The sequence below is a fragment of the Arthrobacter sp. FW306-04-A genome (assembly GCF_044358315.1).
GTDB lineage: Bacteria > Actinomycetota > Actinomycetes > Actinomycetales > Micrococcaceae > Arthrobacter.
The window spans coordinates 570,966-592,783 of the sequence record NZ_CP084559.1 but is presented as its reverse complement, the minus strand read 5'-3'; the positions used below and the strand labels follow the sequence as shown (position 1 = coordinate 592,783).

At 63.1% G+C, this 21,818-nt stretch carries 22 protein-coding genes and 1 tRNA gene; 8 read left to right on the top strand and 15 right to left on the bottom strand.

Annotated features, from left to right (window positions below):
* Window positions 1-12: 12 nt before the first annotated feature.
* Window positions 13-1,371: an IS256 family transposase gene (locus LFT43_RS02845; protein WP_395799580.1), complete on the bottom strand. Its 1,359-nt coding sequence runs from the start codon at window positions 1,369-1,371 to the stop codon at window positions 13-15.
* On the opposite strand from LFT43_RS02845, the gene LFT43_RS02840 reads away from it, so the two are divergent.
* Window positions 1,357-2,208 carry an ABC transporter ATP-binding protein gene (locus LFT43_RS02840; RefSeq protein ID WP_395801055.1) on the top strand — a complete coding sequence of 284 codons (852 nt, stop codon included), beginning with the start codon at window positions 1,357-1,359 and terminating at the stop codon, window positions 2,206-2,208. The genes LFT43_RS02845 and LFT43_RS02840 overlap by 15 nt on opposite strands.
* Window position 2,209: 1 nt before the next feature.
* The gene (locus LFT43_RS02835; protein WP_395801054.1) at window positions 2,210-3,478 is read left to right on the top strand and encodes an ABC transporter permease; all 1,269 of its coding nucleotides are present in this window, start codon (window positions 2,210-2,212) and stop codon (window positions 3,476-3,478) included.
* 537 nt (window positions 3,479-4,015) lie between these two features.
* Here the strand turns inward: LFT43_RS02835 and LFT43_RS02830 are convergent.
* On the bottom strand, window positions 4,016-4,372 hold the full coding sequence (locus tag LFT43_RS02830) for a hypothetical protein (protein WP_395801053.1): 357 nt from the start codon (window positions 4,370-4,372) through the stop codon (window positions 4,016-4,018).
* Between the two features lie 1,023 nt (window positions 4,373-5,395).
* On the bottom strand, window positions 5,396-5,920 hold the full coding sequence (locus tag LFT43_RS02825; protein WP_395801052.1) for an ATPase: 525 nt from the start codon (window positions 5,918-5,920) through the stop codon (window positions 5,396-5,398).
* 130 nt (window positions 5,921-6,050) lie between these two features.
* Here LFT43_RS02825 and LFT43_RS02820 point away from each other — a divergent pair, with 130 nt between their 5' ends.
* On the top strand, window positions 6,051-6,638 hold the full coding sequence (locus tag LFT43_RS02820) for a nucleotidyltransferase family protein (protein ID WP_395801051.1): 588 nt from the start codon (window positions 6,051-6,053) through the stop codon (window positions 6,636-6,638).
* A gap of 185 nt (window positions 6,639-6,823) precedes the next feature.
* Here LFT43_RS02820 and LFT43_RS02815 read toward each other — a convergent pair whose 3' ends face one another.
* The 3 genes from LFT43_RS02815 to LFT43_RS02805 form a co-directional block, all read right to left on the bottom strand.
* Window positions 6,824-7,024 (bottom strand): hypothetical protein, encoded by a 201-nt coding sequence (locus LFT43_RS02815; RefSeq protein WP_395801050.1) that lies wholly within the window; start codon window positions 7,022-7,024, stop codon window positions 6,824-6,826.
* Between the two features lie 282 nt (window positions 7,025-7,306).
* Window positions 7,307-7,585 carry a putative quinol monooxygenase gene (locus tag LFT43_RS02810; protein WP_395801049.1) on the bottom strand — a complete coding sequence of 93 codons (279 nt, stop codon included), beginning with the start codon at window positions 7,583-7,585 and terminating at the stop codon, window positions 7,307-7,309.
* A gap of 275 nt (window positions 7,586-7,860) precedes the next feature.
* Window positions 7,861-8,412, bottom strand: coding sequence for a hypothetical protein (locus LFT43_RS02805; protein ID WP_395801048.1), 552 nt, complete (start codon window positions 8,410-8,412; stop codon window positions 7,861-7,863).
* A gap of 183 nt (window positions 8,413-8,595) precedes the next feature.
* On the opposite strand from LFT43_RS02805, the gene LFT43_RS02800 reads away from it, so the two are divergent.
* Window positions 8,596-8,979 (top strand): PASTA domain-containing protein, encoded by a 384-nt coding sequence (locus tag LFT43_RS02800; RefSeq protein WP_395801047.1) that lies wholly within the window; start codon window positions 8,596-8,598, stop codon window positions 8,977-8,979.
* A gap of 252 nt (window positions 8,980-9,231) precedes the next feature.
* Here the strand turns inward: LFT43_RS02800 and LFT43_RS02795 are convergent, their stop codons facing one another.
* From LFT43_RS02795 to LFT43_RS02770, 6 genes are all read right to left on the bottom strand, one after another.
* Window positions 9,232-10,071, bottom strand: a complete 840-nt coding sequence (locus tag LFT43_RS02795; protein ID WP_395801046.1) for an aldo/keto reductase — start codon at window positions 10,069-10,071, stop codon at window positions 9,232-9,234.
* A 119-nt stretch (window positions 10,072-10,190) separates the two neighbouring features.
* Window positions 10,191-10,643, bottom strand: a complete 453-nt coding sequence (locus LFT43_RS02790) for a hypothetical protein (protein ID WP_395801045.1) — start codon at window positions 10,641-10,643, stop codon at window positions 10,191-10,193.
* 8 nt (window positions 10,644-10,651) lie between these two features.
* Entirely contained in the window at window positions 10,652-11,305 is a 654-nt protein-coding gene (locus LFT43_RS02785) for a bacterial proteasome activator family protein (protein WP_395801044.1), read from the bottom strand.
* A gap of 26 nt (window positions 11,306-11,331) precedes the next feature.
* A complete protein-coding gene (locus tag LFT43_RS02780; RefSeq protein ID WP_395801043.1) occupies window positions 11,332-11,799 on the bottom strand; it encodes a GNAT family N-acetyltransferase in 468 nt (155 codons plus the stop codon).
* 23 nt (window positions 11,800-11,822) lie between these two features.
* Window positions 11,823-12,404: a PadR family transcriptional regulator gene (locus LFT43_RS02775; RefSeq protein ID WP_395801041.1), complete on the bottom strand. Its 582-nt coding sequence runs from the start codon at window positions 12,402-12,404 to the stop codon at window positions 11,823-11,825.
* Window positions 12,405-12,435: 31 nt separating this feature from the next.
* Window positions 12,436-13,419 carry an NAD(P)H-quinone oxidoreductase gene (locus tag LFT43_RS02770; RefSeq protein WP_395801039.1) on the bottom strand — a complete coding sequence of 328 codons (984 nt, stop codon included), beginning with the start codon at window positions 13,417-13,419 and terminating at the stop codon, window positions 12,436-12,438.
* Window positions 13,420-13,532: 113 nt separating this feature from the next.
* Between LFT43_RS02770 and LFT43_RS02765 the strand changes: the two genes are divergently transcribed.
* Window positions 13,533-13,620 (top strand) — tRNA-Ser (locus tag LFT43_RS02765).
* 182 nt (window positions 13,621-13,802) lie between these two features.
* Here LFT43_RS02765 and nirD read toward each other — a convergent pair.
* On the bottom strand, window positions 13,803-14,171 hold the full coding sequence (gene nirD / locus LFT43_RS02760; protein WP_395801037.1) for a nitrite reductase small subunit NirD: 369 nt from the start codon (window positions 14,169-14,171) through the stop codon (window positions 13,803-13,805).
* Window positions 14,172-14,450: 279 nt separating this feature from the next.
* Between nirD and nirB the strand changes: the two genes are divergently transcribed.
* Window positions 14,451-17,069, top strand: coding sequence for a nitrite reductase large subunit NirB (gene nirB / locus LFT43_RS02755; protein WP_395801035.1), 2,619 nt, complete (start codon window positions 14,451-14,453; stop codon window positions 17,067-17,069).
* 20 nt (window positions 17,070-17,089) lie between these two features.
* On the opposite strand, the gene LFT43_RS02750 is transcribed toward nirB, so the two are convergent.
* Window positions 17,090-17,863 (bottom strand): potassium channel family protein, encoded by a 774-nt coding sequence (locus LFT43_RS02750; protein WP_395801033.1) that lies wholly within the window; start codon window positions 17,861-17,863, stop codon window positions 17,090-17,092.
* 92 nt (window positions 17,864-17,955) lie between these two features.
* On the opposite strand from LFT43_RS02750, the gene LFT43_RS02745 reads away from it, so the two are divergent.
* Both LFT43_RS02745 and LFT43_RS02740 read left to right on the top strand, forming a co-directional pair.
* Window positions 17,956-18,834, top strand: coding sequence for an undecaprenyl-diphosphate phosphatase (locus LFT43_RS02745; protein WP_395801031.1), 879 nt, complete (start codon window positions 17,956-17,958; stop codon window positions 18,832-18,834).
* Between the two features lie 111 nt (window positions 18,835-18,945).
* The gene (locus LFT43_RS02740; RefSeq protein WP_395801029.1) at window positions 18,946-19,725 is read left to right on the top strand and encodes a VOC family protein; all 780 of its coding nucleotides are present in this window, start codon (window positions 18,946-18,948) and stop codon (window positions 19,723-19,725) included.
* Window positions 19,726-19,840: 115 nt separating this feature from the next.
* Here the strand turns inward: LFT43_RS02740 and LFT43_RS02735 are convergent, their stop codons facing one another.
* On the bottom strand, window positions 19,841-21,805 hold the full coding sequence (locus LFT43_RS02735; RefSeq protein WP_395801027.1) for an FAD/NAD(P)-binding protein: 1,965 nt from the start codon (window positions 21,803-21,805) through the stop codon (window positions 19,841-19,843).
* Between the last annotated feature and the right edge of the window lie 13 nt (window positions 21,806-21,818).

Sequence of the window (21,818 nt, the reverse complement as noted above, 5' to 3'; positions counted from 1 at the left end):
CGGGAGTCATTTTTAGCTGAGGTAGGGTTCGAGTCGTTCGGGGTAGGTGATGCTCAGGACTCCCAGGGCCTGGATCCAGCCGGCGGTGGCTGCCCCTTCGACGAGGTGGTTGCCGGAGGATTCCTTGTCGGTGGTTCTGGTTTTCTGGCGTTCTCTGGCGCGTTTGTCTTCGATGTTGCAGATGGCGAGCCAGAGCAGTTTCACTGCGGCCTGGTCGTTGGGGAAATGGCCCCGGTTCTTGATGATCTTGCGCAGTTGGTAGTTCAGGGACTCGATCGCGTTGGTCGTGTAGATGACTTTCCGCAGCGCCGGTGGGAAAGCCAGGAAGGGGATGAACCGTTCCCAGGCGTTTTCCCAGGTCTTGAGAGCTGCCGGGTACTTTTGTCCCCATTCCCCGGCGGCGAACTCCTCCCGGGCCGTCAGGGCCGCTTCGATGGTCGGGGCGGTGTAGATGTTCCGCAGGCAGGCGGCGACCTTCTTCCTGTCCCCGTAAGCGACGAAGCGCATGGAGGCCCGGACCAGGTGCACGACACAGGTCTGCACGGTGGTGTTGGCCCAGGTCGCCTGGATCGCCTCGGGGAACCCGGTGAGCCCGTCGCAGCAGGCGATCAGCACGTCTTTGACACCGCGGTTGGCCAGTTCCGCGCAGACCCCTGCCCAGAACTTCGCCCCTTCGGAAGCCTGGATCCAGATCCCGAGCACGCGCTTGACCCCGTCAAGATCCACGCCGACGGCGATGTGGGCGGCTTTGTTCTTCACCTGATGCCCGTCCCGGATTTTCACCACGATCGCGTCCAGATACAGGATCGGGTAGATCGGATCCAGCGGCCGGGACTGCCAGGCCATGACCTCTTCGAGGACGTCGTCGGTGATCTTGGAAATCGTCTCGCGGGATAGTTCGGTACCGATCGTCGATTCCAGGTGGTGTTCGATGTCCCGGATCGTCATTCCACCTGCATAAAGGCTGATGATCATGTCATCGAGCCCGCCGGTGCGCCGTGAACCTCTTGGAACCAGTTGCGGGGTGAAGGTGCCCGCCCGGTCCCGCGGAATGGCAAGACCGACGTCTCCGACCGTGGAGGCCACCGTTTTGGGGTAGCTGCCGTTCCTGGAGTTCGGCAGCAGCCGGGCAGCAGGATCACCCTTTTCATACCCCAGATGCTCGCTCAGTTCGGTCTGCAGGCCCCGCTCAAGCACGGCCTTGATCATCAGGTTCAGGAACCCGTCCTTGCCATCGATCTGAAGCCGGCCGGCATCGATCTGTTCCATCAGCTCATCAAAGGCACCCGAGGCCTTGAGCGCCTCGAGGTCCCCGGCCGCGGCAACCTTTTCCGCGAGTTCCGCACCGAGCTCTTCATGGGAATCAATCATGGACAAAGTGTTCTCCAATCACACGAGGACCGGAACCCCTACACAATCCATCTGACACCCTCGACCCTGCGTGCGCTTCTGGGCATCTACCAGCCCACCGCCGGGACCCTGCACATCGGCGGGAAGACATTCGAACCCCGCGACGGCGTCCGGCTCGGGTACCTTCCGGAGGAACGGGGCCTGTACAAGAAGGAACAGGTCCTGGATGTCATGGTCTATTTCGGCCGCCTCAAAGGCCTCGGCAAAGTCCAGGCCCACGCATGGTCCCTGGAGTATTTGGAGCGGGTGGAACTGGCGGGCAAAGCCGGAACCAGGCTGGACAAACTGTCCGCCGGGGAACAGCAGAAGATCCAGCTGGGCGTGACCATCATGAACGAGCCCGAACTGCTGATCCTGGACGAACCCACCAAGGGCTTTGACCCGGTCAACCGGCGGCTGCTGATGGACATCATCGAAGAGCAGAAACTCGCAGGTTCCACTGTCATCATGGTCACCCACCAGATGGAGGAAGTGGAGCGCCTGTGCGACCGGGTGATCCTGCTCAAGGACGGAACCTCCCGGGCCTACGGCACCGTCTCGGAGGTCCAGGAACAATTCGGCGGCACCATCTACCGGATCGCCTACACCGGCACCCTTCCGGCCTCGGTGCTGTACGAGGCCACGGCCGGTGGCGATGGTAGTGCCGACCTGGCCCCGCGGCGCGGAGCCGACGAAACCATGGTGCTGCGGGAACTCATCAACGCAGGCGTGGCCGTCCGCAGCTTCACCCCCGAGCGGGTCTCCCTGGAGGAAATCTTCATCCGCGTCTACGGTGCCAAAGAAACGGCAGGAGCCTGAAATGACCACAACATCGACCCGGTCTTCATTCCTGGGCCGGCACAACCTCGGGATCGTTGTCAGTTTTGAGTTCACTCGAACGATTAAGAAACGGCGTTTCTGGATCGCGACCCTCGCGATTCCCGTGGTCATGGCCATCATCTTCGGCCTGGTCTTCGCCAGCAATTCCTCCACCCGCGCCACCGCCCAGGCGCAGAAGAACGCGGCACTCACCTTCACCTACACGGACGCGTCTGGGATCATCCCCGACAAGGCAGCTTCAGCCATGGGCGGAACGAAAGCCACCGACCCGGGCGCTGCCCTGGACGAAGTGAAAGCCGGCCGCATCGACGCCTACTTCGCCTACCCTGCGAACCCCGCCAAGGAACCCGTGAAGGTCTACGGCGCCGACAAGGGCATCTTCGCGAACACCACCTACGAAGCCGTCGCCAAGCAGCTCCTCACCCTCTCGGCACAATCCAAGATCGGTTCCGCTGAACTGAGCGCCGCCGTCGGCGGCCAGGTCGCCGTCGACACCGAAACGTTCCGCAACGGGCAAGTCTCGGGCGGCCTCGGCACGGCCATCCCCCCGCTGATGTTCCTGCTCGTCTTCTACGTCAGCCTCATCCTGCTCTCCAGCCAGATGCTCAACAGCACCCTGGAGGAGAAAGAAAACCGGGTCACCGAGATGATCCTCACCACCCTGAACCCGACGACCCTGATCATCGGGAAAATCATCTCGCTATTCCTCGTCGGGCTCGTCCAGATCGGAGTGTTCCTTGCCCCGATCGCCATCGGCTACGTGTTCTTCCGCGACCGGCTCGCCCTGCCCGCCGTCGACCTGAGCTCCCTGGTCTTCGAACCCGGTCCCTTGATCGCCGGGGCCCTGCTCATGCTGGGCGGATTCACCCTGTTCACGGCCGTCCTCGTCGCCATCGGCGCAATCATGCCCACCGCCAAGGAAGCCGGGGTCATCTTCGGCCCGCTCATGGCCCTGATCTTCGTCCCGTTCTACGCGATCAGCCTGATCCTCAGCGACCCGCACTCCCCCGCCGTCCAGGCCTTCACCTACTTCCCGCTCTCAGCCCCGGTGACCGCCATGCTCCGCAACGGCTTCGGTACGCTCAGCACCGCCGAAGCAGTCATCGTCATTGCGGAACTCTTCATCCTCGGCATCCTCGTCCTGCGCCTGGCAGTCCACCTCTTCCGCTACGGCTCCATCCATTACTCCGGCAAACTCTCCATCACCAAAACCCTCCGCCACCGGCCGCCGGAACTCGCCGGAAAATAGGCAGGCATGGGACTCATGGAGCATTTTGAGAAGGTTCTCGGACAGATAGAGGCCGGGTGGCGTGTCGACGCCGACGGGCGCCGGATGCCGTTCCAGATCGTCGGGTTCCCACAGGGATCAGGGCCCGGAACCATCAGCTTCGCGACGCCCGGACTGGGCCGCTATCGGTTCACGTCCCCTAACTCAGACATTGTGATCCGCCACGAACTTCTCATGCTGGCACCTCAGTCGTCACGCGATGGTGTGCTCCCCTCATCGTTGCGGTCAGATGTCCAACCGAGGTTTGGACACAATCCCGAGGGGAGGCCGCGCGAAGGAAATCCTCGCAGATATTGCAGGAAACCTTCGCGAACCCGCCCTGGTCGTCTCAGTCGGACACCTTCTGTTGAGACTGCTTCCCTTGCTCTCGGACCGAGTCAACGCACGTGCTGTCCGGTTGGCCAAGTCGAAGAACAAGCAGGCAAGCAGGCGAAAAACGCGCCATAGCCGAAGGGTAGGGAGGAGTCTGGTCAAAATCAAAACGAACTGCGACGACGGCTAGTACTCCGAGTGCCGTTCCTCATGTTCCAGGGCCTGCAGTTGTTCCACGAGGACCGCGATGTCGCGGCGAATCGTCTCGCCGCTCAGGTCTAGGGTGGCCGACTTAGAGTTGACCTCTGAAACCAGGTCTGTCATGTAGGCACCCCAATACGGGGTGTCGCGGAACGCCTCGGCGAGCAAGTGATCGTTGGGTCTCCCTGCGGTGTGGAAGTTCTGCCACGGCCTGCGCTCAACCGATGATTCGCCTGGGTTTAGCCCGAGGATGGTCGAGCGGCCATGCAAAACACCGTCAAGACCCTCCGCTGGGAAGGAAATATCGCTCGTCCGCTCATACGCCGCGGAGCGCGGCCACACGGCCCGTCTTCGACCCAGACGGTTTCATCGGGGGTATGTCACTTTTCAGGCGGTACTTTCCGGATCACAGGCAACGGAGCCGTATCGAAGAATCGGTATTCCCTCGTGGGGAACCGGATTGGTTTTCCTGCGGCCTCGGCTTTCTCCCGGACAAAATCGTGGTCTTCCCGAGAGAGGACAACCTGCCCGCGAGGGTCACACTCGATGTCCTCGGGTGCGCTTCTGCTGAACTTAGCCGAGATGGCAGAGGGTAAAACCGGACATGCCGGATTTTCCAGAAGCCATGTTCGGGTCTCGGAATCGAGCCGATCCCACTCATCCTTGAGGCTCACGCTCGTATACCGCCTTCCTGCTAGGCATATCCTGAATTCGAATTCCGTCAAGAATACGCCTGCCTTTCAGGCGGATGACAGGCCTGGGAGAGGTTCGGGTTCCTGATCCGAAGAATCCACATGGCCGTTGATAAGCTTTCAGCCGCCTGTTGGTCATCCCTGGTGAGTCGACATCCTTGGCTACCCAGGCGTTTCGGGCGGCGTTGTCCCCGATCAACCGGTAGACCTCGGAGATGCTGGCGGCACTGGTGAGGGTGACGCTCACGCTGGCACCGAAGGAACCACCCGAACCAAAGACAGGGGACGACAAAGGCGACGAGGGTCCAGGCCCCGCGTCTGGGTGACGGCCCCGTCCCTGACAGCAAGCCCTTCGCGACACGTTCGGCCGCAGCCCACCGCCGGGCCGCGGCCCCTTCTTCGCGCTCCGGCATCGATGCCGCGCTTGTTGGGCTTGGCCCTGTGTCCGGCACCGGACCTCTCGGATCCTTCACCTCGTGCACCGGCCAGGATCTTCTGGATGCGCTGGTGGGACACCCCGAACACCTCGGCGATTTCCGGAGGCGTCATGCCTTCCGACGTCGAAAAGTATCCGGCCCCTGAAAGCAAAGGGAACCGGGGCTCTTCCGTTGGACGACTAATAGTGTCCCAAATCGGGCTTGCTGACTGACCCAAGTGCCACAGCGGCGGCAACCTAGCTGGGCAAACTGGCGGTCCACCCGATAAGCCGCAGAAGGTCAGCCGCAATGTCGTGAACGCTTCGGTTGTCCGTCGGGCAGCGATGGACCCACTGCGGTGTCAGGAGATCAAGCTCCCGTGCCGCGGTGTTGCTGCGGTCAAGGTGTTCCTGCAGATCACTGCCCTGGATGCGTCCGCGCAAACGGGCAGATGATGTCTCATCGGTGGCGGTCAGCAGAACGGCGGTGATTCTGGGTTCGTCCCCCATGGCGGCCGCCAGCTCCTGGGTGAACCGGACGCTGACCGTGTTCGTGTAGATCATCCGCATGTAGCCAAGAGCCCGGTAGTTTGCCCAGATTGCCGCCAGATTTTGCTCGGCCAGATTGTGCTCCCACGGGTGAGGGAAGGCCAGGTCGAGGCTGTCTCCTTCGATCACGCAGTGTTTGACGTTCAGAGCGGCGAGCTGGGCATGGAGTTCAAACGCCACGGAACTCTTCCCGATCCCGGACCGGCCACCGATGAAAAGAACCTCACTCCGCATGTCCATTCCTCGCAAATATAGTCGCTGTTCGTCCACCCAAGGAGGATTTATTGCCCGACGGCGTCCGGCGGCAGAGGATACCCCCTGACTCGTTCGGACCACCCCTGAAAAACTGGGGCAAGATGAGCTGGTGACTTCCGATGATGAGCGACTCTTCCTGAGCTATGTCCAAAGGAACCCAGTCAACCGAAAGATCCTCCAACTTGCGCCGTGCCTGGGCGTCGGGGACTGGTGGTTGACTGCGGGGGCCCTGTTCCAGACCGTCTGGAACGTCATGGACGCCAGGGACCCCGGGGCCGGCATCCGGGACTACGATCTGTTCTATTTCGACAAGGACACCTCCTACGAGGCCGAAGACGCCGTCATCCGCCGGGCGCAAATACTGTTCACGGACCTGGGCGCGGAGGTAGAAGTCCGCAACGAAGCCCGCGTGCATCTTTGGTATAAGGAGCATTTCGGAGTCCCCGCGGAACCGTTCACCAGCACGGCAGACGCGATAGACCACTTCGCCGCGAAGACCTGCTGCTTCGCCGTCACGGCAGACGACAACGGCAGCCTCACAACCTATGCCCCACACGGCTACGATGACCTCTTCGGGCGTAAGGTCGTACCAAACCCTATCCTTGCGCCCAGGGACGTGTACCTGACCAAAACCAAGCGGTGGAGCGCGGAATGGCCCTCGCTGGCAGTCCAACCGTGGCCCGCGGTCACGGTGTAGGAAGGCGAAGCACGACCCCGGCGCGGTTTAAGTAGTCCTCATTCGGCAGACGCTTCAGGCGCGGCCCTCCCTTTGCTGACCCGATGTGGTCGTCGAAGGCCTTCCTGACATCAGCCATGCCCGGACACTAACCACGTGGGTCGAAAAGTAGTAGTAACGAGCAGCATTCCTCAAAGCCCCAGCGGCTACTTCGCTTTCCGGACCGGATAGCCGAGCCGATCAAGGCACTCCAAGACGTCGTAAGGATGTTCGGTATAAAACGTCCACGGCATGTTTTCTTCCGCAAGGACGTTCACCCGCAACGGGTTCAGGGCCGTGGGTGGACTCATGTAGACCTCGCGGATGGCGGTACGCTCCAGCCGCCACGGCCCGAAGAGACGCCTCATCCAGCTGAATCTCATCTTAAACTCAAGATCGGATGCGCTCGGAGTGAGGACGATCCAAGGCCCGAGGACCCTAGTCATCTTTCCCGGTCTTTCCAGTCCGCCATTGAAAGTCTCTGTCATTGAATTCCTCTGAAGGCTCGAAGGGAGGTTGGCATGGTTCTTGTGTGCCTTGACGCGGATCCCGGGCTAAGCCGCCCGAGCACCAGGGGCAGCTCCTCTCTCAGCCCTCGACGATGGACATCGGTACCTGTACGACTTCTCCGAGTTTGACCAGCGCGAGCGTCAGAGCCCATCGATCGTGTAGCGGCGCTCGATCCCGGCTGTGGCGCGACCCCATTCGCTGCTCGCGACCCGGTCTTGGTGAGCTTTGAACGCCGCGGCATCGCGGAACCGTTCATCAACCTGCCACACGAATGGGCTCTCGGTACGGCTCACACAGAAGGAGATACAGCCGGCTTCGGCGCGCGTCAGCGCCACATGGGAGGCGAGATGCCGGACGACGGCGGCAACCTCGCCAATGTCGCCGCACACTAGTTGTCCGGTGAGATGAACGCCAGTCATCGACCCATCTTCCCGCATGATATGTGGCGTCTACCGCAAATACAGGTACCAACCCCTACTATTACGTAGCTGATCACAGGCTGCTGATTGTGGCCATCTTCCTCCTCTTCGCAGCCAACCTCGTTTTGATGCTTCTCTTCGACTTTGCTGCGGAACGTCCGCCTAGATGGCCCGGCTGAGGGATACCGAGACAGACCGATGACAATCCGAGGCGACCGAATGGATACGTCTTCAAAGGCCGGGCCAAGCCGCCCGAGGGCCAAGGGCAGCTCCTCTCAACCCTCGACGATGGACATCGGCAAACCGGCTCCATGCTCGGAAGGGTTGATGCTGTCGAGCTGCCAGCCGTCCGCAGATGAGCGGAACGTCGCGGTCTGCCGTAACGAGTAGCCGGACGGGACGCTGCTCGGCCCATTCGCCGTCGAGGCAAGGTATTCCTCGGTCAGTTCCTTGAAGTGGACGGTCGCCTCCGAACCGGTCACCTCAACAGACTCCACCGTCACCTTCGTCGTAGAGGATGTGTACCAGAAGCCTGCTGACTTGAGTCGAGCCTTCGACGTGGCCACCACCGGGAGGTCCCGCTCGTGCTTGGCCCGGTAGGCCGCCGTCGTCTGCCTGTCGGCAAGGCGCGGGGCAGGAGGAGTGTCGAGAGTGGTGCCGTTACGATCCTCGACCGCTGTCTGGACGATGGCCGCGAGCTCGGCCGACGACGGGCTGGGCGGCGCTGAGGTCAGTCCCGGCGCGAGCGGCCCGGCTGCCGCCTGGCACCCGGAGAGGGCGAACCCGAGCAGCACGGCGACTGCGGCCAAAGTGCCCGGATGCTTCATCCTGGTCCCCCTTGCTGTGGATGTCCTCACAGCCTCTACCGCAAACCACGACCAGTCAACCGTGATCCGCCAACCATGCGCTATCGGATCCGGGCCCGGCGACAGACAATACGCTGCCCACGGTGCAGCACCCTTGAGCGCTTCGAGGACGAGGCGGACAATACCGTCAGGAGGTTGAATGCCATGTCTGACATGCTCGACGACGACCAGCGGGCCGCGGACTTCGTCCTTGTTCCTGATGTTGTCGGGGAACGTTTCCTCAAAGCGCGGGAAATAGCACAGGCCGCCGGCCTGACCCTGGCTAATCCAGACCCGGATGGGCCACCAATCAGCGAACTCGCGTGGCGCCGCAACACGACCATTCAGAGCCAGTTTCCTGATCCTGGGAGCGTGTTGTACCGGTACGATTCCCTCCGGGTTTGGTTGCGATCGGATCTGGAGCCGGATATGGCCCGCAAGCTCGACGGCCCGCCACCCTCGGTGGACTCGGCTCATGCAATTCCGGACGACCCGCCTCGATTAGTCGAACTCACCGGCGAGGAACCCACCGGCAAAGCGGCCGAGTAATGGCGTGTCCAAAGTCGGTCGCTCTTAGGTGTGGTCGAGGTCGACCAGACAGAATCCAACCGGGGACGGTCCTGAACCGGAGATTCACTCAACTGCAGCGCCAGCGACGGGCCTTCGCCCGAGGAGGCATCGGAGTTCGGGGCGGTCGCCCGGGCCCCCGCGACCCTGACTGCCCCAGGACGCGGAGAGGCCCCGCACGCGCTGGGGGGGTTCCAGCAGGTGCGGGGCCTTCACCTCGAGACTTCCAAGTGACTAAGCGAAGTCGGAAACCGCCGGATCCGGTCCGATGCGACCCTCGGCACCGCGGTCCAGGCCGCTGATGGCCTCGACGTCCGCTTCATCCAGGGTGACGCCAAGTGCTGCGAAGTTCTCTTGGATCCGGGACTCGGTCACGGACTTGGGGATCACGACGTTGCCGATCGCCAAGTGCCAGGCAATGACTACCTGCGCCGGGGTGGCGCCGTGCTTGGCGGCGATCTGGGCGATGGTGGCGTTGACAAGGAGCTCGCCGCCCTGGCCCAGTGGTGACCAGGCCTGGGTCAGAATGCCATGGGCGGCGTCGAACTCCCGGAGTTCTGCTTGGTTGAAGAACGGGTGCAACTCAATCTGGTGGATCGCCGGAACCACGCCGGTCTCGTCGATCAGGCGCTGCAGGCCTTCCCTGCTGAAGTTGGAGACGCCGATGGATTTGATGCGTCCGCGCTTCTGGAGCTCAATGAGCGCCTTCCACGTGTCCACGAACTTGTCCTGCTTGGGCTGCATCCAGTGGATCAAGTACAGATCAAGGGTTTCCAGGCCAAGGCGATCCATGGATTCTTCAAAAGCAGCGAGGGTGGACTCGTAGCCCTGGTCCGCGTTCCACAGCTTGGTGGTGATAAAGATTTCCTCGGGCTTGAGGCCGGAGGAAGCGATGGCGCGTCCCACGCCCGCCTCGTTGCCGTAGATCTTGGCGGTATCGATGTGGCGGTAGCCGGCTTCGAAGGCCTGGCGCACCACCTTTTCGGCTACATCGTCCTCAACCTGCCACACCCCGTAGCCGAGCTGGGGAATGGAGTTGCCGTCGTTAAAAGTAAGGTTCGGTGACGAAGTCATGGCTTCCATCCTGCCAGCCACGCACACCCCGCGGCTACGGATTCCGGGGTCTCTAAGCTAGGCGCTTAATAGTTGTCATGTGGGAATAGACGCGCCTGCACCTAATCCCCATCGAACTCCTACGAGCCAGCTTGCGCCCTCAACAGCCGCTCCGCTTCGTCCACATGCTCGTAGACCGCTTCGGCGCGCCGTCGCACCGAAACCGCTCCCACGGGGACGGGCCCGACGGCGAGACGCAGCATAGCGGCCGCCTCCGCCGTCGTAGCAAGAGAGTTCCCTGCTTTGGACAACGCGCGGTGCACCCCCGCGAGCGACCCCGGAATGTCCAGTCCGTCACTGGGTGCCCGGAGTTGCGCCTCGACGCAGACGGCACGGACCCTGGAAGACAAGCCGGCCAGTTCGTTGGCAATGACAACGAGTTCGACGTAAAGCTGCTCGTCTTCTACGCCCTCAAGCACCTGGTGGTACCGGTCAAGGCCGCGGTGGAAGCGATCGTGGGCACGCCTCCATAGCCCTTTGCCAAGTTCAGCATCGTCCTTCCGTCCCTGCCGGACGGCCCCAAAGAATCCCAATGCAGTGCTCAGAGGTATTGGCCCGGACCATGGTCCGGGTCTTCAACGCGAGCTGGTTTGCCGGGTTCAGGTTCCTTGCCTGGAAGGTGAGCACGCTGCGGCTCACCGTTCTCGCCAATAACGACGCCCGGGGCGATCATGGTGCCTGGCGGAAGTTGGCGAAGCTGCAGCTGGGCAACAGCGTGCTCCCGGGCCGCCTGCTGGGCCGCAATAGCGGTCTGGATTCCGTGGAACAGCCCTTCGAGCCAACCGACCAGCTGTGCCTGTGCGATCCGGAGTTCCGCGTCGGACGGAGTCGTGTGTTCAGGGAAGGGGAGGCTGATGCGTTCCAGCTCCTCCACAAGTTCCGGAGCGAGGCCTTCTTCGAGCTCCTTGATGGAGCGTTCGTGGATCTCGGCAAGGCGTCCCCGCGCTGCCTCGTCCAAGGGGGCGCTCTTCACTTCTTCAAGGAGCTGGCGGATCATGGTGCCGATCCGCATGACTTTGGCGGGCTCGTCGACGAGGTCCTGCAGCGTGCTGCCCTTCTTGACGCCAGGCTTCCCGTTGGCCTTCGGGCCAGCTTCCGATGTGCTCTCCGCCGTGCCAGCGTCCAAGGTTGTGCCCTCCACCGGGATGTCGTCAAAGCTCTCGCCACTGGATTGAGTGTCGTCCTGATCGCTCATGCGTTCATACTCTCATGGGCCGCAACTCAGCCCAGAGCCTTGACGAGTATTTCGCCTTCGTCCTTAGCGAAACCACATTTTTCATAGAAACCCGTGGCATAGACGTTGGCCGGGACCCAGACTTCCTCCACCCCATGTCCCTGCATCCACTCCTCCATGACGGCCAGGAGGGACCGGCCGATACCGCGGCGACGCCAATCCGCGTGAGTACCCATTTCCATGAGGAGAAGTTCCGCCCATGGGCCTGCAGTGCGGCGGCGCTGGATGCAACAGTGAAGGAAACCAACTGTCTCGCCACCGAGCTCAGCCAGCCAGAACAGCACTGTGGGGTCGCCCAAAAAGGAGCGGGCGGCGTCGTACGCCAACGCGCCTGACGGCTCAACTGAGGGATCCTCGTCGAACAAATTGTCCGTCACCCCGAGGCGGATCAGCGCGTGGCCGTCATCGGGACCGAGCAGCCGGATTCGGAGGTCAGCATTCGTGAATGTTGCCATACCAGCACCCCCTTCGGAGCAGTCTAAGCGGTGGGCGTTCCCGCGCCGCGAAAGGTTCCCGCCATGCCGTTGCCGGCGCCGTTGGCCTGCTGGACCAGCCTGGCCTCACAGAGATCCAGCCAGCGAACCTCCGCCTCGGCATGGAAGACCAGGGAATCCAGGACGAGCAGCCTGGCCGTATCCGTTACCCGCTGGTTGGCGGCAACCTCCTTGCGGGCCTGGGTGTGCTCCTGCAGCTCCCGCAAGGAAATCTCACGTTGGGCCTGGATGAGCGCGGTGGGGTCAGTGCCCGCCGTTGTGACGGCCAGAGCCAGTTTGATGGCCAACTCGTTCCTCGGCGGAACTCCCCGATCCACCGCGGTTGCGAACCATCGGCGGATCTCGGCGGCCCCGGCGTCGGTGATGCTGTAGAGCACGTGCCCCTGGCCGTCGTCGCCGTTCCTGCGAACCAAAGCGTCCCGCTCCAGCCGGTTCAGCGTTGTGTACACCTGGCCGATGTTCAGGGGCCAGACTGCCCCTGTGCGTTCTTCGAAGGCCACGCGAAGCTGGTAGCCGTAGCGGGGCTGCTCCTGGAGCAATGCCAGGATGCTGTACCGGATGGACATTGCCTTCCTTCCTGCGGCCGGTTTGGCGGGCTTAGAGCAGCAGCAGCACTTTGCCCATGTGCTCGCCGGAATCAAAGTACTCGTGGGCTTCGCGGACCTGCTCCAGGGGGAACGACTTGGCCACGAATGGCCTGATCCGGCCGTCGGCCAGCATCGGCCACACCGACTCGCGGACGGCGTTCATGATGACGCCTTTTTCCGCCACGGGACGCGGACGCAGCGACGTGCCGATGATTGCCGCGCGCTTGCTGAGCAACTGGCCGAGGTTGAGTTCGCCCTTCACGCCACCCTGCAGCCCGATCACCACCAACCGACCGTAGTCCGCGAGTGCTTCCACGTTTTGCTGCAAGTATTTGGCACCCACGACGTCGAGAATCACGTCCGCGCCTTTGCCGCCGTTTTGTGCCTTGAGGCTTACTGCGAAATCTTCTTCCGCATAGTTGATGGCGATGTCGGCTCCGAGAAAAGCTTTAGCGGTGCCGACCTTTTCGGCCGTGCCGGCCGTGGCCGCGACTGTGGCACCGTACGCTTTGGCGAGTTGGATGGCCATGGTGCCGATGCCGCCCGTGGCGCCGTGTATGAGTACCGTCTCACCGGCTTGCAGCTGGGCAGTCATGATGAGGTTCGAGAACACCGTGGCAGCCACTTCAGGCAAGGCCGCGGCGGTGACCAGATCCACGCCGTCGGGCAATCGCAGAACCTGCTCGGCCGGGACCGCAACTTTCTGCGCGTAGCCGCCACCCGCAAGCAGAGCCACCACCTTGTCGCCCACGGAGAACGGCTTGCTCACATCGGGCCCGAAGGCGGCAATCCTGCCGGACACCTCAAGGCCGGGAATCTCGGAGGCTCCCGGCGGCGGCGCATAGAAACCGCGGCGCTGCTGGACATCGGCCCTATTGAGGCCGGCGGCAACGACGTCGATGAGAACCTCGCCCGGGCCAGGAACCGGCGGCGGGACCTCACGGACCTCGAGAACCTCGGGCCCGCCCGGTTCAGAGATGTAGACGGCTTTCATACGTGCTCCCGATTCCTTGCTCAGCTGAGTTGGCCTTGAGGACACCTTAATTGGGTTAATCGCGGCGTCGGGTTTTTGGCGCAGCCAACTCCCTATGAAACACTACTAGGCAGGGAAGGTTGTCCGAGCGGCCTAAGGAGCTGGTCTTGAAAACCAGTGTGCGGTAACCCCGCACCAAGGGTTCAAATCCCTTACCTTCCGCGTGGCGGGACGATCGCGCAACTGAGGGGCCGGTCCATGCGAATCTTTGGATTCCATGGCCGGCCTCTTTGCGTTAAAGCGGCGGGTTGCCGACTTCGCGTTGCTGGCTTCGCGCCGCCGAGAACGCCAGTGGCCGGTTCCGAGAGCGGAACCGGCCAGAATCGGCGTCGAGCGCTGACAGCTTAGACGGCCACCTCAATGTATCCGTCCACCAGACGGGTGGCGTAGCTCGCGAGCCGCAGTTCCGGGTTGGTGAAGCATTCGCCGGTTTCGAGGTCGTAGACCTCTTTGTGAAGCGGCGAGGCGATTGTTGGACGGCTGCCCCGGGAACCGACGATGCCGCGTGCCATGACGTTGGAGAGTGTTGCGGGGTCCTGCTGGGATACCGCCAGGACTTCGTTCGGTGTGGTGCGGAACAGTGCTACTTGCTTGCCTCCGACCAAGGCAGCTTCTCCCCAAGCCGGTTCGAGCTCGTCGATTGCGCAGACGCGGTGCCAGCCGGACGCCGTCGGCGTGTCCATTAGGTTTTCCCGATCCAGAATTGCGGTCATTTTAGCCCCTATCGCTTAGCCTGCCGATCCCGCGGATCGAATTCCGCCATCGGCACGGGGCCGTTTACGGCCACATCTTCACGGTAGGCCGGTCATGTTTCGCCGGAATGCAGTCAATGTGTCCTGTTCGTAAAGGAGACCTCACTTCGCCTCAATCCTCACCGTGATGCGAAGGTTAAGCTTCTGAAACAAAAGGGAAACTGATGCGAAACTGCCCGTCCGTAGTCTGAGGTGACAAGTCGCGGATGACGGTTCTGCGGCACATGCGAAAGGCCGCCAGTGACCGGACACACTTCACCTTCAGACACGCACCGAATTGTGGTCGCCGGTGGAGGCCCTGCGGCCCACCGATTCGCCGACGCCATGCACACCCGCGGTCTCGAGGGCTGGCACGTCACGGTCCTGACCGAGGAGGCGCACCTCCCGTATGACCGGGTCACACTGAGCAAGGCCCTCATCGATGTGGACCACGACCTCACGCTCGGCCAGGCCTCGATGTGGGACCACGATGCCTTGGACTTGCGCACAGGCGAGCGAGTGGTCAGGATCAACACCGAAGCCAAGTCGGTGGAAACCGCGGCCGGCAACAGCTACGCCTACGACGCCCTCGTGGTAGCGACGGGTTCAAACGCCGCCCGCCTGCCGATCCCCGGTGCCGAGCACACGCACGTTTACCGCACGCTCGAAGACGTCTGGGCCATCAACGAAGCCATTACCCAGCTCACGAAGAAACTGGGTCGCAAGGTCAAGGCCGTCACCATCGGCGGTGGTCTCCTCGGCCTCGAATCGGCCGCCGGCACGGAGCAGTTGGGCGCCACCCCGATCGTCATCGACGGCGCATCGTGGCTGATGGCCACACAGCTCGATGAAGGCGCCGGCCAAGCACTGGGCCGCCTCATCAAGGACAAGGGCTTCGAGATCCACGGCGGCGTGTTCCCTTCCGAAGTGTTGTCCGACGACGACGGCCAGGTCACCGGAGTCCTCATGGCCGACGGGCGCATCATCGACGCCGACATCGTGATCGTCGCAATCGGCGTCAGGCCGCGCGATGAACTGTTCCGTGCCGCGGAGGGTGAGGAGCAGGTCTTCTCCCTTGGCCAGCGCGGTGGTGTCGTCATTTCCGACGGTTGCGAAACCGAGATTCCCGGGATCTTTGCCATCGGTGAGGTGGCGAACTTCGACGGGATGTGCCTGGGGCTCGTGGCGCCGGCGAACACGATGGCCGAGATCGTGGCCGACCGGCTGCACGGCGGAAAGGCGACCTTCCCCGGCTTCGACACCGCCACCAAGCTCAAGCTCTCCGGCGTGGACGTGGCCAGCTTCGGGGACGCGTTCGCCAGGACCGAACACTCCCTGGAAATCGTGTACGCGGACCCGGCCCGGGGCGTGTACCAGAAGATCGTCACCACCGACGACGCCAAGACCCTGCTCGGCGGCATCTTCGTCGGCGACGCCACCCCCTACATGAGCCTGCGCCCCATGCTCGGCCGCGAACTGCCCGCCGAACCCGGCGCCTACCTCACCGCCGCCGGGGGCGGGGAAGCCCCCGAGACCGAGCTGCCCGACGACGCGATCCTGTGCTCGTGCAACAACGTGCCCGCCGGGTCCATCCGGGACGCCATCAACGGCTGCGGCTCCTGCGAAGGCAACGCCCCGGTCCGGGAGCTCGGCGAACTGAAAGCCTGTTCGCGGGCCGGCACCCAGTGCGGCTCCTGCGTGCCCATGCTCAAGAAACTCCTCGAAGGGGAACTGAAGAAATCCGGCATCGAGGTCTCCAAGGCCCTCTGCGAGCACTTCAGCCTCTCCCGCCAGGAACTCTTCGACGCCATCCGGGTCCTGGAACTGACCTCCTTCGAGGACATCCTGGCCAAATACGGCACCGGCGCCGGCTGTGACATCTGCAAACCCACCATCGCTTCGATCCTGGCCTCGCAGAACAGCGAGTATGTGCTCGGCGCGGGCCGGGGCACCCTCCAGGACACCAACGACCGCGCCCTGGCCAACATGCAAAAGGACGGCACCTACTCCGTGGTCCCCCGCATCCCGGGCGGTGAGATCACGCCGGACAAGCTCGTAGTCATCGGCTCCGTCGCGAAGAAGTATGGGCTCTACACCAAGATCACGGGCGGTCAACGCATCGACATGTTCGGCGCCCGCCTCGAACAGCTCCCGGAGATCTGGAAGGAACTCGTCGAGGCCGGCATGGAGTCCGGACAGGCCTACGGCAAGAGCCTGCGCACCGTGAAATCCTGCGTCGGCTCCACGTGGTGCCGATACGGAGTGCTCGACTCGGTCGGGATGGCGATCAAGCTCGAGCTGCGCTACCGCGGCCTGCGCAGCCCCCACAAGCTCAAGCTCGGCGTCTCCGGCTGCGCCCGCGAATGCGCCGAAGCCCGCGGCAAGGACGTCGGCGTGATCGCCACCTCTGACGGTTGGAACCTCTACGTTGGCGGCAACGGCGGCGCGACCCCCGCTCATGCCCAGCTCCTCGCGGGCGGGCTCGACGACGAGACGCTCATCAAATACATCGACCGCTACTTCATGTACTACATCCGCACCGCGGACCGGCTCCAGCGCACCGCGCGCTGGCAGGAAGAACTCGAAGGCGGCCTTGAGCACGTGCGGCAGGTCGTCGTCGAGGACTCGCTCGGCATCGCCGACGAGCTCGAGGCGGCCATCGCCACCCACGTCGAAAACTACGAGGACGAGTGGGCCGCGACGCTCAAGGATCCCGAGCGACTGCGCCGCTTCCGCTCCTTCGTCAACGCCCCGGACCAGAAAGACGAGGCCATCACCTTCGTCCCCGAACGCGGCCAGATCCGCCCCGCCACCAACGAGGAAAAGGGCGGCGTGCTCATTTCTTCCGCGAGCATCCCCGTCCGCGGAAGCGAGGACTAAGAACGCACCTCGACGGCGAGCTACGGGGACGGCGAGTGGTCACTACGGGTTCCGACCACGCCGCCCAGTGGTTCGCCGTCGGCGTTTTCCAGGAGAGCTGTCAGGCGCTCTACCTGCTCGGCCAGCCGGCGAATCTCCTGCTTCATTGGCTCCTCGGCCACCGTCGCGGCGGCGGCCGCCCCGGAGGAAACCTGTTCGACCAGCCAGGACGCAACGGAGGCAGTGACGACGCCGAGGACGGCGATCCCGCAGACCATCAGACCTCCCGCAACGCAGCGGCCCACAATCGTCACCGGATAGTGGTCCCCATAGCCGACGGTGGTGATGGTGACCATCGCCCACCAGATCGCATCGCCAAAGTTGGTGATGTTGGCGCCCGCAGCGTTCTCTTCCGCGTCAAGCACTGCGAGCGCACCGCAGTACGTCAGGAGGGCTGCGGAGCCGAGAACGAAGGTGAGAATGCGACCACGCATGGCGTTCCCGGCAGTGCGATGGAGCAACTTCAACAGTGTGACCAACCGCAATAGCCTCAACGGTCGCAGAACCGGGAGTGCAAGTATCAACAACTCGTGGAGGTTCCGTATAAACCATTGGGCGCGACGCCGGGCCAACAGGAGGCACATGGCGTAGTCCAGGGCAAACACCAGCCACGTGACCCAGATGATGGTGTCAACGATGGAGGATTGGGACTCGTTGAGGTTGGCGATTACTTGGAACGAGTAGGCCACCAGAAACAGCACTGCTGCCGCCACCATCGGCCATTCGGAAACCTGCCGCCATCGTTCTTGGGTCATTCGTCGATACTAGCCACGGATCCCGCGAGCGCAGTGGTCACTCCCAGCAAACGTTCACCTCACCGTAACCGGTACTGGCTAGGATCGAACCTATGATTAATATGATCCAGGCCGTCGTCATGGGCCTGCTGCAGGGAATCACCGAGCTCTTCCCGATTTCCAGCCTCGGCCATAGCGTAATTTTGCCCAAACTATTCGGTTGGGGCCTGGACCAGAAAGCTCCGGAGTTCCTGAATTTCCTCATCGCCACCCATTTGGCTACAGCAATTGTGCTGTTCTTCTTCTTCCTCCGGGACTGGATTGAAATCGCCAAGGGGCTTGGCCGTTCCATCCGGGACAGGAAGATTGCGCCGTCGGATACCTACGCGAAGCTCGGCTGGCTCCTGGTGGTTGGAACCGTGCCGGCCGGAATTATCGGCCTGGTTTTGGAAAAGCCGATCCGGAACCTCTTTGGTTCCCCTCTGATCGCGGCGGCATTCTTGGTGGTTAACGGGCTTGTCCTTTTTGCGGCGGAACGCCTGCGGACCCGGGACAGCCGCCGCGCTGCAGCGCAACCGGTGACTGCAACTGCTTCCGACGCCGAAATCGCCACCCTGTCGTGGAAACGCGCCCTGGGAATCGGCTCCGCGCAAGCAGCTGCCCTGATCCCGGGCATCTCCCGTTCCGGCGCCTCGATGGCCGGCGGTTTGTTGTCCGGATTGAACAACGAAAATGCCGCACGCTTCAGTTTCCTCCTCGCAACCCCCATCATCGGCGCTGCCGCCGTGCTCAAGCTTCCTGAACTCTTCACCCCGGCCATGGCCGACGAGCGCGGCGTGTTCCTGGTGGGCGCGCTGTGCGCAGGTGTCGCCGCGTGGTTCGCTACTAAGTTCCTCCTTCGTTTCTTTGAAACGCGCACCCTGACGCCGTTCGCCATTTACTCGGTGGTCGGCGGGGCGATCTACTTCATTTTGATGCTCGTCATGGGCTAGGACCCCGCAAAGGCATTGAAACCGTCAGGGGCCCCGCATAGGGTTCTGTTTGTCTCCACCACCCACTCACGAAACCGCGGCAACAGCCACGGGAACAACACAGGAGCAAACATGCCTACGCCTGACATCACCCCCGGCGCACCTTGCTGGATCGACCTGATGACCTCGGACCCGGAGAAGGCAAAGTCCTTCTACAACACGCTCTTCGGCTGGACCTACGAGACCGGGGACCAGGAAAAGTACGGCGGCTACATCACGGCTTCGAAGGACGGCAAGATGGTGGCCGGAATCATGCAGAAGCAGGAAGACATGGCCCAGATGCCCGATGTCTGGTCAACCTACCTGCGCACTGACGACATCAAGGCCACCACTGAAGCGGCCGTAGCCAACGGTGGCCAGGTCTACATGGAACCCATGGAAGTTCCGGACCAGGGAACCATGGCAATGTACGGGGATCCCTCCGGAGCAGCCATTGGCGCCTGGCAGTTCGGCGAGATGAAGGGCTACGAGCTCGCTGCCGAATCGGGCGCACCCGCTTGGCACGAGCTCTTCGCCAAGGAATACGATTCTGCTGTTTCCTTCTACCAGAACGTCTTCGGCTGGGAAACCACCGTCGTGGGCGATACCCCTGAGTTCCGTTACACCACGCTCGGCGCGGGCGACGACTCCAAGGCAGGCATCATGGATGCCTCGGGTTTCCTCCCGGCCGAGGTGCCGTCCTACTGGGGCGTCTATTTCGCTGTGGACAAGGTCGATACCACTATCGAGCAGGCGGTCTCCATGGGCGCTACCATCGTCCAGGCGGCTGAGGACACTCCCTACGGCCGCACGGCCACCCTGACCGATCCAACGGGTGCGATCTTCAAGCTCATCGAAAACCAGGCTTCATAAACCCTCACCATCACGAATGAGCATGCTCTCCCCCGGCCTCGGCGAGTGGACATAATGGGATTATGTCCACTCGCAGGATCGGGCGGGGAGCATGCTCATTCGTGATGGAACATGCTCATTTTTGCGGGGGTAGGCCGAGCATGTCCCTGGCGATTTCGTCCGCATCGCGGAGGGTCCGCTGGCCGCTGCGGTAGGCGCGACCGTCGGAAGGCCGGGCTTCGGCGGCGATTGCGGTCCCCCATTGGGCGGAGGAAAGCTGCAGGCCCAGGGCGTACATCCCGGGAGTCAAGGAACCGTTCGCGCCAACCAGACGATAGGGGTGCGGCTCGACATCCAGCCCGGAGGTCTGCACCGGTATTCCTTCGGCCGACATCATCACCTTGGGCCTCACCAACCCGTCGGCGAGCAACTGCCGCAGGAACGGAGAGAGACTCGAGCCCACCCTGTTCGCCGGGGACATGGCCTCAATCAGTGTCCTTGCTTCCGCGGCGTCATCGTGCACCCAGGCTGATACCGCACGGAAGACGCCCCTGCCACGGTCAACGTTGAATCGTGGATCCGGCCCCACGAAACTCACGACGCCGGCGCGTGCCAGAGCGGCCAACTGTTCGGCGCGGAGGGCTGGCGGCCCGCTCGCGAGTCCCTCGACGAAGGACTCGAACCAGCCCCGAAGTTCGCCCACCCACGATTCGTCGGTGATGCCGCCGTCGGCCACGGCACTCTTTAGGACGGCCCTCCCTGTATGCAAGGCACCGATGGCCATCTTCACGGGATCCGCCTCTCCGAGCGCGGAGCGGCGGGCGTCGTCGTCCAGATAGTCCACGACGGCCGCGTCGAGTTCCTTCCTGGACGCAAAGGAACGCGCGGCCAATGGCGCCGCGAGGCCCAGAAGGTCAAGGCGGCGCGACGCTGCAACATGGGTGGCAACCAGCTCTGCAACCTGGTTTTCCCACCGCCCGGTGGCATGCGCATGCGGCTGCAAAAGGTCCTCGAGGGCGGCCAGGAATTCCGTCGATTCGGGAACGGCCACGGGTTCCGCGACAACCAAGGTGGAGTAATAAGCCCACAAGGCATCGCGATGCAGGAGAGGCCAGAGATCGTGGTCGAAGCCAGGTTGGATTCCCGCCGCGGCGAAGCGCTCTATGGCGCTTTCCGTCAAGTACCGCAAGCGCACCGACTTCGGGTAGTAGCCGTCCAAGCCGGCCTTGGCCCGGTACGGAGTGCCACGCCTGGATGCCGCGATGATCTTCGGTTCCCGGCCCGAGGGCAAGTATTTGAGCTTCCCGGGGAGACCGTCGCCAGCCGCCACGAACTGTCCGCCGCGGCCTTCCGTCAACTGGCCCATGACGTCAAAGAAGTTCAGGCCCATGCCCCTTACCAGGACCGTCTCTTTGTCCGGAACCAAGGCCCAGTCGACGTCGGCAGGAGCGGCCGGCGGGAAGTACAGCAGACCGAGCTCCGCCGCTGCCTCCCTGAACGAACGCTGTTCCGGGTTGAGCCGGGACTCGAGGTGACCCAGCGAAAGGACGAGGGAATCAACGGTGAGGCGACCGCCGTCGTCGAGTTCGACGTCGAACCTTCCGCCCGCGGGGCCGCCCGGCAGGGGACGCGCCGCCACGGCGTGGCACCTGTGGAAGGCGATCTCGACGCCGGCAGGGACGCGTTCCAGCAGTTCCTCCAACGTTGAGCGCAAATACCGTCCGTAGAGGGCACGGCTGGGAAAGTCGTGGGAGGCGAGGGCGGCAAGTTCGGCCTGTTCCTCGGCACTCAGTCCGGCGCCGGCGGAACGCTGCTTCGCGCGCCATTGTTCGAAAGATCCCCCGGCCAAGGGCGGCGCGAGCTGCTCGTCCTCGGGAATCAGGGTGGGGTAGAACGACTGCGTGTTCATGAGGTATAGGCGGGACTGTTCGGGCTGCCAGACGTGTCCTGGACCGGCCGGATAGGGGTCTACGACGTCGATATGCAGGGAACGGGCTTCCGTTTCCGTCGCGGCCCAATTGGCGAGCAAACGCTCAAGCACACTGGTGCCGCGAGGACCTGCCCCGATCAGCCCCACCCGAATGTTCTGCGATTTACCCACGCCCAAGCCTAAC

Coding starts and splice junctions, on each gene's coding strand:
- LFT43_RS02840 (WP_395801055.1), top strand. CDS start 1,357: ATGGGAATCAATCATGGACAAAGTGTTCTCCAATCACACGAGGACCGG.
- LFT43_RS02845 (WP_395799580.1), bottom strand. CDS start 1,371: ATGATTGATTCCCATGAAGAGCTCGGTGCGGAACTCGCGGAAAAGGTT.
- LFT43_RS02835 (WP_395801054.1), top strand. CDS start 2,210: ATGACCACAACATCGACCCGGTCTTCATTCCTGGGCCGGCACAACCTC.
- LFT43_RS02825 (WP_395801052.1), bottom strand. CDS start 5,920: ATGCGGAGTGAGGTTCTTTTCATCGGTGGCCGGTCCGGGATCGGGAAG.
- LFT43_RS02815 (WP_395801050.1), bottom strand. CDS start 7,024: ATGAGGCGTCTCTTCGGGCCGTGGCGGCTGGAGCGTACCGCCATCCGC.
- LFT43_RS02810 (WP_395801049.1), bottom strand. CDS start 7,585: ATGACTGGCGTTCATCTCACCGGACAACTAGTGTGCGGCGACATTGGC.
- LFT43_RS02805 (WP_395801048.1), bottom strand. CDS start 8,412: ATGAAGCATCCGGGCACTTTGGCCGCAGTCGCCGTGCTGCTCGGGTTC.
- LFT43_RS02800 (WP_395801047.1), top strand. CDS start 8,596: ATGTCTGACATGCTCGACGACGACCAGCGGGCCGCGGACTTCGTCCTT.
- LFT43_RS02795 (WP_395801046.1), bottom strand. CDS start 10,071: ATGACTTCGTCACCGAACCTTACTTTTAACGACGGCAACTCCATTCCC.
- LFT43_RS02785 (WP_395801044.1), bottom strand. CDS start 11,305: ATGAGCGATCAGGACGACACTCAATCCAGTGGCGAGAGCTTTGACGAC.
- LFT43_RS02780 (WP_395801043.1), bottom strand. CDS start 11,799: ATGGCAACATTCACGAATGCTGACCTCCGAATCCGGCTGCTCGGTCCC.
- LFT43_RS02775 (WP_395801041.1), bottom strand. CDS start 12,404: ATGTCCATCCGGTACAGCATCCTGGCATTGCTCCAGGAGCAGCCCCGC.
- LFT43_RS02770 (WP_395801039.1), bottom strand. CDS start 13,419: ATGAAAGCCGTCTACATCTCTGAACCGGGCGGGCCCGAGGTTCTCGAG.
- nirD (WP_395801037.1), bottom strand. CDS start 14,171: ATGACCGCAATTCTGGATCGGGAAAACCTAATGGACACGCCGACGGCG.
- LFT43_RS02750 (WP_395801033.1), bottom strand. CDS start 17,863: ATGACCCAAGAACGATGGCGGCAGGTTTCCGAATGGCCGATGGTGGCG.
- LFT43_RS02745 (WP_395801031.1), top strand. CDS start 17,956: ATGATTAATATGATCCAGGCCGTCGTCATGGGCCTGCTGCAGGGAATC.
- LFT43_RS02740 (WP_395801029.1), top strand. CDS start 18,946: ATGCCTACGCCTGACATCACCCCCGGCGCACCTTGCTGGATCGACCTG.